The sequence below is a fragment of the Capnocytophaga sp. oral taxon 903 genome, from assembly GCF_013394785.1.
Classification (GTDB): Bacteria; Bacteroidota; Bacteroidia; order Flavobacteriales; family Flavobacteriaceae; genus Capnocytophaga; species Capnocytophaga ochracea.
In genome coordinates this window covers 2,183,318-2,197,597 of record NZ_JABXYW010000002.1, presented here as the reverse complement: position 1 = coordinate 2,197,597, position 14,280 = coordinate 2,183,318, and the positions used below count along the sequence as shown (strand labels likewise).

Below are 14,280 nucleotides of genomic sequence, written 5' to 3'. Positions count from 1 at the left end.
TGATTAATTGTTAATGATTAATGGAACAGCCACACATCTTCTGGTTTAAATTCAGGTGATAAGGTTTTGGCACGTTTTAATTCAGTATCTGTATTGTTAATATATTCATCATAGTTCTCAATAAAGAGCTTACTTACTGCTTTAAACAAGTTTTTATCAAAATTCCCTTCTAACTCCTTAGGTAACACATTCACAAAGGCAAAGCGCCGACGAATGGCATAATCTATATGCCCTACCGAGCGGTCAGCCGTATTCATTGTACCGATGATGTAGAGGTTAGGCGGTAGCGTAAAACTATTGTCATCATCGATGGCATACATACTCTCCACGGATTCCCCGCGATATTCCAAGGCATAGATGAGTTCCCCCAATACTGTTGAAAGGTTCGCACGGTTGATTTCGTCAATTATGAAAACGTAGTTTTTAAGGGGTATATCCGTTACAATAGGTTTATATGTTTGTTTAAATTCATAGTATTCTTCTACTATTTTTAAGAAATAAGTTGATGATGTATGAGTTAAAGCCTCAAGATTAGGATTTTTCATAATATCTTGTCTTTCTTCAGCTCCAGACTCTATAATCTTTTTTATCTCTGAAAATTTCATATTTAACCCTTTGGAATGAGCAACCCAATTATCGCCTTTGTATTTAAATCGTTTGTCATCAGCATCAAAAAGATAAACGGCTTCAGTTAGTGGGTATTTGTAGTCTTCACTTTGAGCTAATTCTTCTTTGATATGTTCTATAAAAGCCTCAAAAATGTCCTGCTCTTCTAGAGTTTGAGTACTTTGTTGTGTTTTATTCCAATTATTCAAAGCTTTCTCTCCAAACTCAGCTAACACTTTATTTTCAGCTGTATAGATAATCCCGTCTCCCTCTTCATTAGGCTTGGCAACAATACCCCTTACAAAATCTTCATAAGAGTAACTGGGGTGAAACTGAATGAGTTTAAACTGCTCATTCCCCTCTAAGCTATCATTGTCATTCAAACCTAATAGTTGTTTGGCAATACGCTTGGCTTCTCGGGTTTTACCTGTGCCTGGAGGACCTTGTAAGATGATTTGGTGTTTGTAATGTAGTAGGTCAATAATCGTAGGCTTAATCGCTTGATTTGTCATATTGTTTTCTATGGTTTCAAATTCTACTTTGTATTTCTTTTCAAAAACATATTCTCTGAAATAACTATTGTCATAACTTTTAGAATAGGTTTCCTTATCAAGTGCTATCTCTTCTTTGACAGCATTTTTGATATCAGGGTAATATGTTTCAATATGTTGTGGGGTTCCCTGATAATAAAGAAAAGCATTGTTAGGTCTTTCAAACTCTTCCCTTCTCAGTTTTGGGATATCTACTTCCCTTCCTGTAATAAAAAGAAATTCTTTGGGACTTACACTTAAACAAATCCTCTTCCCTATGTGATAACGAAGTGATTTTTCATCTAATCTAACACTGAACACTTGATTTTCGGTATCTTCTAATGCTAAATCCTCTATAATATTTCCTAATTTGTAAAAGAAAACAGATGCCCAATGCTTAGGAATCTTATCCAATACGTTTCTAAATGCTTTTTCTGAAGAAGTTGTCATATTCTGGTACACAATATCCTGAGCCAATAGCAAAGGTTCATCAAAACCTTGTGGAATAAAGTTGCTCGTGAGTTGTTTTAACTCAGGATTGTTAAAATAAGTCGTGATTTCGGTAAGTAACTCAATAAAATGCTCGAATTTGCGTTCTTTTCGAGAAACTTCTCCTAAATACTCACATAACTTAGTATAAATATCCCTTTTATAAAAAGTATGCTCATTAGGGAATTTCAGCGTCAGTAAAAAAGAAAGGGTACGCTCATCAATTTTTGTACTAAAATTTGTATTGCTTTTTTCTTTTAAGTCATCAATAACATTTTCAGTAAAAGTCCTGCATTTTCCCAATTTGGTATAGAAATCATCAGCCCCATAAACAATACCCAACAATTCCTTTAATTTCGTTGGGTAGTTTTCTCCTAACGCTTCCAATATACCAAAAGGACGGTAATCTACTAAATTGTCCTTTTTCCGAAAAGCCTCTTTAAACATTTCGTAAAAATCAGGGGCATTAATATCCCAATGCTGCTCAAAATGTTCTATTGCCTGCCATTTGTACACTTTATCAGGATTAGAAGGCTTTTCTTGTAAGAAACGAATGTAATTGCTTATGAGTGCTTGTATTTTCTCATTCATAGTATTTCAGTTTTTGCGCAACAAAATTACTCAATTTTCTGTATAAACAAAAAGAGCTACCCGATTTTTCATTCAGATAGCCCTTTTAAAAAGTTCTTATTTAGTAGTTAAAAAATCATATAAATCCAATTCTCGGAAAGCCTTATGAAGCAAACGACTCTTATCGTTAAAAGCCTCTTCCATTGATATCATTGTCTCTGAGCGCGACACGCCTTGAATGTCGTCTATCATATAAATAACTTCCTTAGCGTGTTTCACCCCCTTTGTCCTAATTTTACAAAACAGATTGTATTTCCCTGAAGTAATGTGTGCCTCTGTTACAAACGGGATAGCCTCTAATCGTTCCAAAACATAATCAGCTTGATGATTGCGCTCCAAAAAGATACCCACATAAGCAATAAAAGTATACCCCATTCTCTCGTAATCTACTGAAATGGCAGAACTTTTTATAATCCCCAATTCTTCCATTTTTCTTATCCGTACATTCACTGTTCCCGACGATATATCAAGTGCCTTAGCAACATCTATATAGGGTTTTCGTGCATCTTCTATAAGAATATCCAATATCTTAAGATCCATTTCATCTAATCTATACTTTGCCATCTACATTAAGTTTACGAGTTCTTTTTTTTAAAAGCGCAAAGTAACAATGTTTTTTTGTATATTCCAAATTGCAACATACTTTTTAAGTTAAAATCTACCCATAACCTTCTTTTTATCTCTGCCTTAGCTTCAACTTTCCTTCTACTTAGGTTCGTTATTCCTTCGTTCATCGTTCGTCTTTTGTTCGTTGTAGAGCCACTGTAGACCCACTGTAGACCCACTGTAGAGCCACTCATTGTTCGTCTATCCTATAAGTTTCTTATAAGCCCCATCTAATTAACCATTAATCATTAACCATTAACCATTCACCATTAACCATTAACCATTAATCTATTTTCAATGCCGATAAATCCAAGTGATTTTTAATATAATCTTTATCAATGGCTGAACTTATAAACTTTGATAAAACATCTTCTTTATGTCCGTATTTTTTAGATAAATCACCTATCTCAGCAATATAAGGCACAAACGATATTTGTTCATTCTCCAAAACTTCCTTATAAAGAATACCTACATCATTACCACAATGAGAGTCGTCTCTTAAAATAATATCGTAAAAACACTTATCGTTTTCAGGTATACTGAAGTAATCTTTGTAGTTCACATTTGTAACATTACAAGTGGCTATATATTGTAGAGCTCTAAATATAGCCATAGCAATATATACTCTCGTTTGTTCACGATTGTAATCATTAGAAAAGTGCCCTGCTTCAAAAAGAATAGTGGGAGTACCTAATTGTGTATACTTATCTCCCGTACAATTGATATTAAAACTATCGTCAAAACGCGCTACCTGATTAGGTATATAGTGCTGTAAAGTGCTGTTCATTACTACAATCACTTCCATTGCCTTCTGGCGTACTTCATTAATACTGCGCTCTTCATTATAAGCAGGTGCTAAGAAAGAAACTGTAGCTGGCAAAGCTGTCTGTCCTACACTGAAAATAGTGCGCTGGTCGTGCAGATTAAAACAATAATTAGGCTGTACAAGTTCATAAGCTTTCCGTAAACACTTGCTCTCAGGTTGTGTAAGTTCATCGGCATCACGGTTAAGGTCTATACCGTTGTAATTTACACGTGTAAGCATCTCAGCACCGTCGGGATTAAGCATAGGAATGCAATAGACACTTAATTCCGATAAGAAATCAGCTGTTTTAAGCTCGTTTAAAACATCAAAAAGCGCTTTGGTAGTAGTTGATTCATTACCGTGCATTTGCGACCACATAAGTATCTTTTTATTGCCTTTCCCTACTCTGTACAGGTCAATAGGTGTCCCTTTAACTGAGGTACCTAAGGATATTACCTCCTCAAAAGGGTATTTATCTAAAAGTGGGGCTATCATCGGATAAGTGATATAACGCCCAGAAAGCTGTTTTTTCATCTGTATATTAATATTTAAAAGCAAAAGTAATAAATATTCATTAAAGTACAACCTGTAATAAAGTAAAAGTTTCCTTATATTTAAGCGTTACATTTGTATTACTTAGTGTTTTACAATTGTAAAATTGTTAATAATGCTAAATATACTAATTAACGATTATTATGTTTTATAAAAAGACTTTCCCTTCTATTCTGAAATACCATTTTCATAATGATTACACTTATAGATTATTCTTATAGTAGTTTTGTATAATCCTATATACTAATAATTTACATTACAATCATAAATAAACACTTTAATGTGACAAAAAATATCCTTGTTTATATTTGTATATCTCAAAATATTGATTTACATTTGTGCATTCTTAGGAAAATAAACAAATGTTACAATGTTAAACACATCAGATTTTGCCATTCGCTTACAACAAGTGATGGATTATTACGGTTTAAATGCTGCAGCCTTTGCTGATAGCTTAGAGATTCAGCGCTCAGGGATTTCTCATCTCTTATCAGAACGCAACAAACCGAGCTTGGATTTTATCCTAAAGCTCATCGAAAAATTTCCTGAAGTAGATATGTATTGGATTACACAAGGAAAAGGAAGTTTCCCTCGTAAGGAAGATAAAGAGCTTGCCAGTGCTAAAAAAACGCAACAACCTGACCTTTTCAGTGATATTCCCGAAATAGAAATGCAAGCCCCTACTCCTGCTCCACCTTCTGTTGCAATAAAAGAAAAGCAAGTAGAGCCAAAAGCCTTACCATTACTCACTAATAAGCATATTAAACGAATTATTTTCTTTTATGAAGATAATCGCTTTGAGGTTTTTGAAAATTAGTAAATTGATAGTAATGAAAAAATCACTACATTTGCACCAATTTTCAATAACATAGAATGAAGAGAGATAATTCTTTATATATAAATGATACGATTGTAGCTTTGGCAACTGCTTCAGGGGTCGGTGCCATTGCTGTAATTCGCCTATCGGGAAAAGAAGCCATAGCCATAGCCGACTCGGTGTTCAAACCTTATACTGGAAAATCTTTACTTGAAGCTCCGTCACATACAGTTCATTTAGGAACTCTCGAAAGTAAAGACCAAGTAATCGACGAGTGTTTGGCTACTATTTTCAAAGGAACTAAATCTTATACAGGTGAGCCCGTAGTTGAGTTTTCGTGTCACGGAAGTAATTATATCGTAGAAGAAGTTATCAAGCTGTGCTTGGCAAAAGGAGCTCGTTTAGCCGATGCTGGGGAGTTCACCAAACGTGCTTTTCTCAATGGCAAATTAGCGCTCAATCAAGCCGAAGCCGTTGCCGATTTGATTGCCTCCGATAGTAAAGCTTCTCATCAGGTAGCATTACAGCAAATGCGAGGTGGGTTTACTTCTGAGATAGAAGAATTACGACAAGAATTATTGAACTTTACCTCATTAATAGAACTTGAATTAGACTTTTCGGAAGAAGATGTAGAGTTCGCCGATAGAACTCAGTTTAAAGCGCTTTTGAGCACTATTAAAACCACTGTTTTATCTCTCTTACAATCATTTTCAGTAGGTAATGTACTAAAAAATGGTATTCCTGTGGCTATTGTAGGCAAGCCTAATGCAGGCAAATCTACTTTATTAAATGCCCTTCTGAACGAAGAACGCGCTATTGTATCGGATATTGCAGGTACTACCCGCGATACTATTGAAGAAACACTTCATATAGGAGGTATCGCTTTTCGTTTTATTGATACCGCAGGTATTCGCGATACTCAAGACCAAATCGAGGCTATAGGTGTACAAAAAGCTAAAGAAAAGATAGAAAAAGCCTCTATTGTGCTCTACTTATTCGATGTAAAAGATAGCTCTGCCCAAGAGATTATTTCTTTTGTAAAAGAAAATTACCGCGAAGGAACTAAATTTGTACTATTACACAACAAAACTGACTTATCTACAGAAAGTAATATAACTCTTTTTGATAATGAGATTTTACAATCCTTGAAAGACTATACCGATACACTACTGAGAATATCAGCTAAAGAAGGAAATAATATTTTAGCCCTTAAAGATTTTCTCTCTCACTATGCTCAAAGTCTTAATAATACAGGTAAAGCAACTATTATTACTAATATCCGCCACTACGAAGCTCTACACAATACCTTACAAAGTATTGAAAGAATAGAACAAGGATTACAATTACAACTTTCAGGTGACCTATTAGCTATCGATATCCGCGAAGCTCTCTATCATTTAGGTACTATCACAGGAGCTGTAAGCAATGATGAGGTCTTAGGAAACATCTTTTCCCGCTTCTGCATCGGCAAATAAGAAATCTTGCTGAATATTATCCTCTTTTTTCTTATTCTTGAACAACAAATAATAAAAGCAAGTGATAAACCACCCTACCCAAAAGAGATAAAACCCTAAATGAAAGCTTAATCTCATCATTTTGTGTGAAGTAGTTGTGAAATCAATATAAGTAAAGTAAGCTCCTATTCCTCCTAGAACAATAAGTAAAAAGGCTAATAATCTACTAAACGATACGCTTACTTTTGCTTTAAACAGTTGTAATACAGCAATAAGTACTAACTGTATTACCAATAATAAAAGAGCCGTTTTCCACCAAGTTTTGAAAATGGTATACTCACGGTACATTGTACTTATGCCTATTTTCCCTATAAACGACATTTTGGATATTAAAACCCCAGATATAAGGCTTAATAATGCTTGTGCCAAACCAAGTATAGTTACGTTCTTCATAAGTTTATTTCTTTATAATCTTCCAGCCATTTTTCTCATTGTATTTCAACTTAAACTTCTGAGTGATAAAGGTTGTATTAGGATACGGGTCTTTACCAAAATTATAAAAAGGTGTTTTCTCTTTATCTAATACTACATTACAAATAACCACCTTTTCTGAGCTCTTCTCAATAGTAATGCCTTTATCATTTAATTTATAAATGATTGTTTTAACATTAGCACTGTTCTTGTTCTGTTTCACAAGGTAAGGAAGTGCTTCTTTAGTAAGAGTAGGAGAAATCACATATACACTATCTTTTGAAAACCATCTCTTCCTACTTTTCTCATTATTAATATCAATAAGCCCCTCATCTGCTAATTCCTGTATAGTAATTAACAAATCTTTGTCTTTGGTACTGTCTAACTTCTGCTTGTTGGTATTAAATTTCCCTGTCTCAAATAAAGGGTTCTCTTCTAAATAATCAGCAATAAGGTTAGATACCTCATCTTTACTTATTTGATTGCTCGAATTACAAGCTGTAAAAAAGCTTAAAGCTAAAACTATGAGTGAAAAATAAAACTTCATATATCTAAATTTTTAATTATTATCTTATTAAATACCTGCCATTGCCTCGTAAAAATCGGCTTCATCTATGCCCATATTCTGGCATACCCATTTGGCTGCTTCTATATAGCTCAATTGTTCAGCACTTGTTTCACCTAAGGGTAATTCGCCTTCGGGGGTAATGAGGTAAGTCTCACCATTATGAGTTTCAAACGCTGGAATACCATACTCCATCTTGCGAATAGGACTCTCATTGCTTCCTACTAACTCATTTAATAGCAGGTCTTCTTCGTTGTAAATGAGTATTCCTCCTTTGGTTATCCCCTCTATAAATTGTTTATAAATATCTTTATTTTCTTCTATCATATCGCTGATAAGAGCTACTGTGGGGTGCAACATAGCTCTCTCTTCATTACCTTCTATAAGCACAAATTCAGTATCAGCAAAATGCACTTGCTTCCCTTCGATAGGACTTTCAAAGTAGTAGCTAACTGGTTGATTACAAAAATCCATAGTGTGGAGCACCCTTGCCAATACTTCTTTTCTTCCTTTGTTACCTGTAATCACTACACGAGTTTTGTGTTTAAAGTATTCGTATAGAAAAGAGATAGGCGATAGAATATTAAGTCCTAAGTGTTGCGCTTGTAATAAGTCTGGGTGTGTATGCGAAAGATGCGGGTCTACCACCACGTAATCAATTGTAGCCGTCATCTCTTCGGGGAGTGTAGTGATATGATGTATTTTGTGTAGCTCAGCCATTAACGGACGCAAATGCGTACTGGGAGCTACTATAAAATGAATGTTCATAATCTACGAATCTACTAATTTGCTAATTTTGAATATTAAAGACTCCAAAGGCGCTATATCTACTCGCAATCTTCCTTTACCATTTGCAATCTGTAAGGTAGTGTGTTTTTCATTGTAAAGAGCATCGGTAAGCGTATAAGTACCATCGTTTAAGAACCAACTACCCAACAAGTAATCTGGCAACTGCAAGTCAAAACCAAAATAGTCGTGCTCACTAAAGTTGCTCACAATCACCCACTGTTCTTCCTCATTGCCTCTTGCAAAACTATACACCCTATCGTTGTAATAATCAGTATGTTGTCGATTGTATTGGTGCAAATCAATATAAGCCCCATTCACTTTTAAGTTGAGCAATCGCTGGTAGAAATTGCGTAAAGAACGTTCTGCCTCTGATAACTGACCACCGTCAAAGCGTTTGTTATTCACCCAACGCTGGTGTGCAGGAACACCTATATAATCAAAAATAGACGTGCGCGACGGACTACCAAATCCTGCTACTTCTGTTGCTTTCTCCCCTACTTCCTGACCAAAATACAGCATCACTGGCGACTCGCTAATAAACGTAGAGACTGTCATCGCGGGTTTAGCTTTTTCAGCATATCCCGCAAACTCAGGCGAAGCTATGCGCTGTTCGTCGTGGTTTTCCAAGAAGTGTAACATACGATGTGCAATATCGGCAAGGTTGTGCTGTATAGGGGCAATGGCATCGGTGCTATGTCCGTGAGTCACAATATTGCGCAAAGTGTCGTACAGTTGCACCTTGTCGTATAGATAGTCCATCTTGCCCAAATGCAGATAAGGACGATATTCATTAGGATTGTATACTTCAGCCAATAAAAATGCCTTTGGATTTTGGTGCTTGATAGCCGAATTGAGATAACTCCAGAACTCCACCGGCACCATTTCAGCCATATCATAACGGAAGCCGTCTACTCCTTTCCCGAGCCAATACAAGGCTATATCTTTAAATTTTCTCCAAGTGTCAGGCACTGTTTTATGAGCCCAAAAGTGGTAATGCGCTTCACTATCTTCATTCTCAAAGCTTGCAGGTAGTTCAGCAAAATCCTTAGTGCCGTCAGGGCGTACCCCGTAGTTGAGTTTTACCGTTTCATACCAGTCATTGCGGTCGGGTTTAGAAGCGCGTGCGCCATTACCCGTCCATTTGGCAGGAAACTCGTGATACTCGCCATAAATACCCTCAGGCAACTGAAAAGCTTCATTAGGATTGTAATAGAAATTGTTATTTACCGCATATTGTACGGTGGTATCATCGTCTTCGCCAAAACCACGTGTGCCTTCCGGTTTGGCTATACTCTCATACCGACGCGCCACGTGGTTAGGCACTATGTCCATTATTACTTTCAGTCCGCATTGGTGGGTACGGGCGATGAGAGCTTCCCATTCCTCCAAGCGTTGTGTAGGATCATCGGCAAGGTCGGGGTTTACAGTGTAGTAATCCTTAATAGCATAAGGCGAACCCGCACGACCTTTTACCACTGCGGGAAAGTCGTTACTGATGCCATAAGCCGTATAGTCAGTAGTAAGGGCGTGGTGTAACACCCCTGTAAACCAAATATGTGTTACTCCTAATGCTTTGAGTTCTTCAAGAGCTTTTGTAGTAAAGTCAGCAAACTTACCTACACCGTTCTCTTCTATCGTCCCCCAAGGTTTATTAGTGGTATTAGTATTGCCAAAAAGCCTTGTAAGTACTTGATAAACTACTATTTTATTATCATTCATTACCCCCATATTCCAAAAGTATTAACCACTAACCAATTAATCATTAACCATTACAAATCGCCCGTACGGCTGGTACCCATAAGCATTAGGTAGGCTTTGAGAAACTCATCTAATTCACCGTTCATTACGCTATCTACATCAGTAGATTCATAATTGGTACGTACATCTTTCACAAGTTTGTAGGGGTGCATTACATAGTTGCGTATTTGTGAGCCCCATTCTATCTTCATCTTTCCTGCCTCTATCTCATCACGCTTGGCTTGACGCTTTTTGAGCTCTATCTCATACAACTGCGATTTGAGTAGTTGCAACGCCTTGTTCTTATTATCCAACTGACTGCGGGTTTCGGAATTCTCAATAATGATACCCGTAGGGTGGTGACGCAAACGCACAGCTGTCTCTACTTTGTTTACATTCTGCCCGCCAGCACCACTGGAGCGCATCGTCTCAAAGGTAATATCAGCGGGATTAATGTCTATTTCAATAGTATCATCTACTAAAGGGTACACGTATACCGAGGCAAAAGAAGTATGGCGTTTAGCATTACTATCAAAAGGTGAGATGCGTACCAATCGGTGTACGCCATTTTCACCTTTTAGGTAGCCAAAAGCGTATTCGCCTTCAATCTCTATGGTAACCGTTTTTACTCCTGCCACATCACCTTCTTGGAAGTTAAGTGTTTTCACCTTATATTTTTGGTTATTGCACCACATCGTGTACATACGTAGTAGCATCGATGCCCAGTCACAGCTTTCAGTACCACCTGCACCTGCCGTAATTTGCAATACCGCACTCATCGTATCGCCCTCGTCCGAAAGCATATTGCGGAACTCCAATGCTTCAATAGCGTGTAAGGCTTGGGCGTATTGCTGGTCTACATCCTCCGCAGTAGCTTCACCTTCTTTAAAAAAGTCAAGTAGAACTTCTATATCCGAGGTAAGATTTTCGGCTTCCTCATAGTCTTCCACCCATTTCTTTTTAGTGCGAAGCTCGCGCATCACTTTCTCAGCTTCTTTGGCATTATCCCAAAAATCAGGTGCAAAAGTCTTTTCTTCTTCGTTGCTTATTTCAATGCGTTTGGCATCTACGTCAAAGATACCTCCTTAACGCACCCAGGCGATTCACTAAATCCTTTACTTGTTCGTTGTTTGTCATACTTTTAGGATCTCAGCTTCTTTTACGGCTAATACTTCTTCTACTTTCTTGATGTATTTGTCGGTGAGCTTTTGCACACGCTCTTCAGCTTCTTTCTTCACATCGTCCGAAGCTTCTACCTTTTTAATCTCTTTATTAGCGTCTTGTCGAGCGTTGCGCACACTTATTTTAGCGTCTTCACCTTCACCTTTGGCTTGTTTCACGAGCTCTCTACGGCGTTCTTCGGTAAGTGGTGGTACGGTGATAATCACCATTTCGCCATTGTTCATTGGGTTAAAGCCCAAGTTAGCTATTTGGATAGCTTTCTCAATAGGCTGAATCATTTTCTTTTCCCAAGGTTGAATAGAGATAGTACGTGAGTCGGGAGCTGATACATTGGCTACCTGACTAAGAGGAGTTTGCGCCCCGTAATAGTCCACCATTACACTGCTTACCATTTGCGGACTCGCCTTGCCAGCGCGGATATTGGCTAAAGCCTTATCTAAGTGTTGCAAAGCCTCTTGCATCGCTTCGCTTGTAGTTTCTAAGATAATATTAATTTCTTCGTTCATTGTATATTGTTTTTAATTATTTGTTAGTTGTTAGCCTTCAATTGTTAAAGAAGCATCGCAATATAACCATTAACCATTAATCATTGACCGTCGTTCCTACGTTCTCGCCTGCTACTACTTTAGCGAGGTTGCCTTTTTTGTTCATATCGAATACGATGATAGGCAAATGGTTTTCTTGGCTAAGGGTAAAAGCCGTCATATCCATCACTTTAAGGTTTTTATCAATACACTCATTAAAAGAGATATGGTCGAACTTCACCGCATTAGGGTCTTTTTCAGGGTCGGCATTGTAGATACCATCTACACGAGTACCTTTAAGGATTACATCAGCATTGATTTCGATAGCACGAAGTACCGCTGCCGAATCGGTCGTAAAGTAAGGATTACCCGTTCCCGCTCCAAAAATCACTACGCGTCCTTTTTCTAAGTGGCGTACTGCACGGCGTTTAATAAAAGGTTCAGCTATAGCTTCCATCTTGATAGCTGTTTGCAAGCGACTAAAAAGTCCTTCGTCTTCTAAGGCACTTTGTAGGGCAAGCGAGTTGATAACGGTAGCCAGCATACCCATATAGTCGCCTTGCACTCTATCCATACCATTGCTGGCACCAGCTACCCCGCGGAAGATATTCCCCCCGCCAATTACTATGGCCACTTGCACGCCTTGGTTCACTACCTCCTTAATTTCGGCAGCGTATTCTTTTAAACGTGCGGGGTCAATGCCGTACTGGCGACTTCCCATAAGGGCTTCCCCGCTGAGTTTTAGTAAAATTCGTTTGTATTTCATATATGAAAAATGTATTTTATCTAAAGAGTCTGTTTTATAACAAATCGTATATACGTACTTATTTTGGGGGCAAAGATAATGATTAATTAACAATTAACAACATACCATTAAGAATTAAATTTGCAAAATGCGTTCTTTTTTTCTTTCATTTCCACTTTGTCCCCTTCTTATTCTTAATTTTTCTTCGTCTTTCCTCTATCTACCCGTGTGGCTCGCACCGTTATTTGTTCGTATTTCCTATAATCTCTCTATATCTACATTATTTTATTCTCCCGCCCTCATTTGCTAATTTGCTAATTAACTCATCTACTAATTTTATGTGCCCGTGTGGCTCGTACTGTCATTTGTATAAACTTTGCCAAAGTTTCAAATCTTTGGCAAAGTTGAAATCCACTAATAACCTTCTTTTTATCTCTGCCTTAGCTTCAACTTTCCTTCTATTTAGGTTCGTTGTTCCTTCGTTCATCGTTCGTCTTTTGTTCGTTGTAGAGCCACTGTAGACCCACTGTAGACCCACTGTAGAGCCACTGTAGAGCCACTGTAGAGCCACTGTAGAGCCACTGTAGAGCCACTGTAGAGCCACTGTAGAGCCACTGTAGAGCCACTGTAGAACCACTGTAGAGCCACTGTAGAGCCACTGTAGAGCCACTGTAGACCCACTCTCCCTTCGCCTGTTGTTCGTTTATCCTATAAGCCTTCTTAATTTCACCATTAATCATTAACCATTAACCATTAATCAATATTTGCTTATTTAATAATTACTTCGTACCTTTGCACTATCATTTAATGAAAATAAGAAATAAAGAAGTATAATGCAACAGTCTGTTTTCAGTACTGATATTATACATCAAGATGAGAATGTACTATTGAAAAACGTTACTAATGCTAAAGTTAGCTTTTTCGTGTAAACAAATAACTAAAAATTAAATACATATGAAAAGAATTTATGTTTTATTATTCGTAATGCTCTTGTTAGCTTGCAAGAATGATGACCAAGCACAACCTCTCCCTGCTGTACCTCCTGCTCCTAACCCTCCTACCACCACTACTCCCACTACTGAGGAGCCCATTCCTCCTGTAAAGATTACAGTACCCGAGGAGTTAAAAACTTACTATAAAGGGTTTGATTTCACTAAAACGGGGACAGCTTTGTATGATGATTTGGCAGCTCTTACTATCGCTAAGCATAAAAATCAATTAGGCTATGGTGAGCGCCATAAATATCTTTATAAAGCCGATGCAAGCCTTAAAAATCCACAAAATGTTGTACTGGTTTATACAGGAGAAGAACGTTTCTGGAGAGAGTACAATAGTGGAAGTAACACTTATAAACCCCAAACATTCAATACAGAACACATCTATCCACAATCAAAGTATAAGGGAGATGCTAAAGGTGATTTACATCATCTAAAAGCTTGTGATAGTAAACTAAATGGTAGTAGAGGAAATATTCCTTTTACCGATGGTAAAGGGAAAGCTGGTCGTACAAAAGGCGCTTGGTATCCAGGAGACGAATGGAAAGGAGATGTTGCACGAATGATTATGTATATCAACTTACGATATCACGACAGAATAGACGATGTTATTGTATTAGGAGGACTTCAAGTTCTCCTAAAATGGAATGACGAAGATCCCGTTTCTGACCTTGAACGTCAGCGTAACAATGTGATTGAAAAGGCACAAGGCAACCGTAATCCATTTATTGATTTTCCTCAATTGGTGCGTCCAGCATACAAAGGTTATAAGCAGTAGTATTT

The 14,280-nt window shown here is 37.4% G+C and carries 14 protein-coding genes; 3 read left to right on the top strand and 11 right to left on the bottom strand.

The window, feature by feature from the left end; genetic code table 11:
• Positions 1–17: 17 nt before the first annotated feature.
• The 3 genes from HW279_RS09125 to HW279_RS09115 form a co-directional block, all read right to left on the bottom strand.
• Positions 18–2,216 carry an McrB family protein gene (locus tag HW279_RS09125; protein WP_255495811.1) on the bottom strand — a complete coding sequence of 733 codons (2,199 nt, stop codon included), beginning with the start codon at positions 2,214–2,216 and terminating at the stop codon, positions 18–20.
• Between the two features lie 96 nt (positions 2,217–2,312).
• The gene (locus HW279_RS09120; protein WP_178958742.1) at positions 2,313–2,819 is read right to left on the bottom strand and encodes an Lrp/AsnC family transcriptional regulator; all 507 of its coding nucleotides are present in this window, start codon (positions 2,817–2,819) and stop codon (positions 2,313–2,315) included.
• 325 nt (positions 2,820–3,144) lie between these two features.
• Positions 3,145–4,200, bottom strand: a complete 1,056-nt coding sequence (locus HW279_RS09115) for a M14 metallopeptidase family protein (RefSeq protein ID WP_178958741.1) — start codon at positions 4,198–4,200, stop codon at positions 3,145–3,147.
• A gap of 388 nt (positions 4,201–4,588) precedes the next feature.
• Between HW279_RS09115 and HW279_RS09110 the strand changes: the two genes are divergently transcribed.
• Together HW279_RS09110 and mnmE are read left to right on the top strand one after the other, a co-directional pair.
• On the top strand, positions 4,589–5,035 hold the full coding sequence (locus tag HW279_RS09110; protein WP_178958740.1) for a helix-turn-helix domain-containing protein: 447 nt from the start codon (positions 4,589–4,591) through the stop codon (positions 5,033–5,035).
• Positions 5,036–5,091: 56 nt separating this feature from the next.
• Complete coding sequence (mnmE, locus tag HW279_RS09105; protein WP_178958739.1) at positions 5,092–6,510, top strand: tRNA uridine-5-carboxymethylaminomethyl(34) synthesis GTPase MnmE; 1,419 nt, start codon at positions 5,092–5,094, stop codon at positions 6,508–6,510.
• Here the strand turns inward: mnmE and HW279_RS09100 are convergent.
• The 8 genes from HW279_RS09100 to HW279_RS09065 all read right to left on the bottom strand — a co-directional run bounded on the left by HW279_RS09100 (position 6,472) and on the right by HW279_RS09065 (position 13,242).
• Positions 6,472–6,942: a hypothetical protein gene (locus tag HW279_RS09100; protein ID WP_178958738.1), complete on the bottom strand. Its 471-nt coding sequence runs from the start codon at positions 6,940–6,942 to the stop codon at positions 6,472–6,474. The genes mnmE and HW279_RS09100 overlap by 39 nt on opposite strands.
• Positions 6,943–6,946: 4 nt before the next feature.
• Positions 6,947–7,507, bottom strand: a complete 561-nt coding sequence (locus HW279_RS09095; protein ID WP_178958737.1) for a hypothetical protein — start codon at positions 7,505–7,507, stop codon at positions 6,947–6,949.
• 27 nt (positions 7,508–7,534) lie between these two features.
• Positions 7,535–8,293 (bottom strand): Mur ligase, encoded by a 759-nt coding sequence (locus HW279_RS09090; RefSeq protein WP_178958736.1) that lies wholly within the window; start codon positions 8,291–8,293, stop codon positions 7,535–7,537.
• A 3-nt stretch (positions 8,294–8,296) separates the two neighbouring features.
• The gene (locus HW279_RS09085) at positions 8,297–10,042 is read right to left on the bottom strand and encodes an alpha-amylase family glycosyl hydrolase (RefSeq protein WP_178958735.1); all 1,746 of its coding nucleotides are present in this window, start codon (positions 10,040–10,042) and stop codon (positions 8,297–8,299) included.
• Positions 10,043–10,083: 41 nt separating this feature from the next.
• A protein-coding gene (gene prfB, locus HW279_RS09080) for a peptide chain release factor 2 (protein WP_157453576.1) occupies positions 10,084–11,188 on the bottom strand; the annotation gives its coding sequence in 2 pieces (ribosomal slippage) (positions 10,084–11,127 and positions 11,129–11,188; 1,104 coding nt in all).
• Entirely contained in the window at positions 11,185–11,739 is a 555-nt protein-coding gene (frr, locus tag HW279_RS09075) for a ribosome recycling factor (RefSeq protein WP_009750469.1), read from the bottom strand. Before frr ends, prfB begins: the two co-directional genes overlap by 4 nt.
• A 76-nt stretch (positions 11,740–11,815) precedes the next feature.
• On the bottom strand, positions 11,816–12,523 hold the full coding sequence (gene pyrH, locus HW279_RS09070) for a UMP kinase (RefSeq protein WP_002671891.1): 708 nt from the start codon (positions 12,521–12,523) through the stop codon (positions 11,816–11,818).
• A 437-nt stretch (positions 12,524–12,960) separates the two neighbouring features.
• Positions 12,961–13,242, bottom strand: a complete 282-nt coding sequence (locus tag HW279_RS09065) for a hypothetical protein (protein WP_178957495.1) — start codon at positions 13,240–13,242, stop codon at positions 12,961–12,963.
• Between the two features lie 214 nt (positions 13,243–13,456).
• Here HW279_RS09065 and HW279_RS09060 point away from each other — a divergent pair, with 214 nt between their 5' ends.
• Complete coding sequence (locus HW279_RS09060) at positions 13,457–14,275, top strand: endonuclease I family protein (RefSeq protein ID WP_009420261.1); 819 nt, start codon at positions 13,457–13,459, stop codon at positions 14,273–14,275.
• The last annotated feature ends 5 nt before the right edge of the window (positions 14,276–14,280 follow it).

What these genes read in the sequence shown, in the direction of transcription:
- HW279_RS09125 (WP_255495811.1), bottom strand. Translation starts at nt 2,216, where the DNA reads ATGAATGAGAAAATACAAGCACTCATAAGCAATTACATTCGTTTCTTA.
- HW279_RS09120 (WP_178958742.1), bottom strand. Translation starts at nt 2,819, where the DNA reads ATGGCAAAGTATAGATTAGATGAAATGGATCTTAAGATATTGGATATT.
- HW279_RS09115 (WP_178958741.1), bottom strand. Translation starts at nt 4,200, where the DNA reads ATGAAAAAACAGCTTTCTGGGCGTTATATCACTTATCCGATGATAGCC.
- HW279_RS09110 (WP_178958740.1), top strand. Translation starts at nt 4,589, where the DNA reads ATGTTAAACACATCAGATTTTGCCATTCGCTTACAACAAGTGATGGAT.
- mnmE (WP_178958739.1), top strand. Translation starts at nt 5,092, where the DNA reads ATGAAGAGAGATAATTCTTTATATATAAATGATACGATTGTAGCTTTG.
- HW279_RS09100 (WP_178958738.1), bottom strand. Translation starts at nt 6,942, where the DNA reads ATGAAGAACGTAACTATACTTGGTTTGGCACAAGCATTATTAAGCCTT.
- HW279_RS09095 (WP_178958737.1), bottom strand. Translation starts at nt 7,507, where the DNA reads ATGAAGTTTTATTTTTCACTCATAGTTTTAGCTTTAAGCTTTTTTACA.
- HW279_RS09090 (WP_178958736.1), bottom strand. Translation starts at nt 8,293, where the DNA reads ATGAACATTCATTTTATAGTAGCTCCCAGTACGCATTTGCGTCCGTTA.
- HW279_RS09085 (WP_178958735.1), bottom strand. Translation starts at nt 10,042, where the DNA reads ATGGGGGTAATGAATGATAATAAAATAGTAGTTTATCAAGTACTTACA.
- frr (WP_009750469.1), bottom strand. Translation starts at nt 11,739, where the DNA reads ATGAACGAAGAAATTAATATTATCTTAGAAACTACAAGCGAAGCGATG.
- pyrH (WP_002671891.1), bottom strand. Translation starts at nt 12,523, where the DNA reads ATGAAATACAAACGAATTTTACTAAAACTCAGCGGGGAAGCCCTTATG.
- HW279_RS09065 (WP_178957495.1), bottom strand. Translation starts at nt 13,242, where the DNA reads ATGATTAATGGTGAAATTAAGAAGGCTTATAGGATAAACGAACAACAG.
- HW279_RS09060 (WP_009420261.1), top strand. Translation starts at nt 13,457, where the DNA reads ATGAAAAGAATTTATGTTTTATTATTCGTAATGCTCTTGTTAGCTTGC.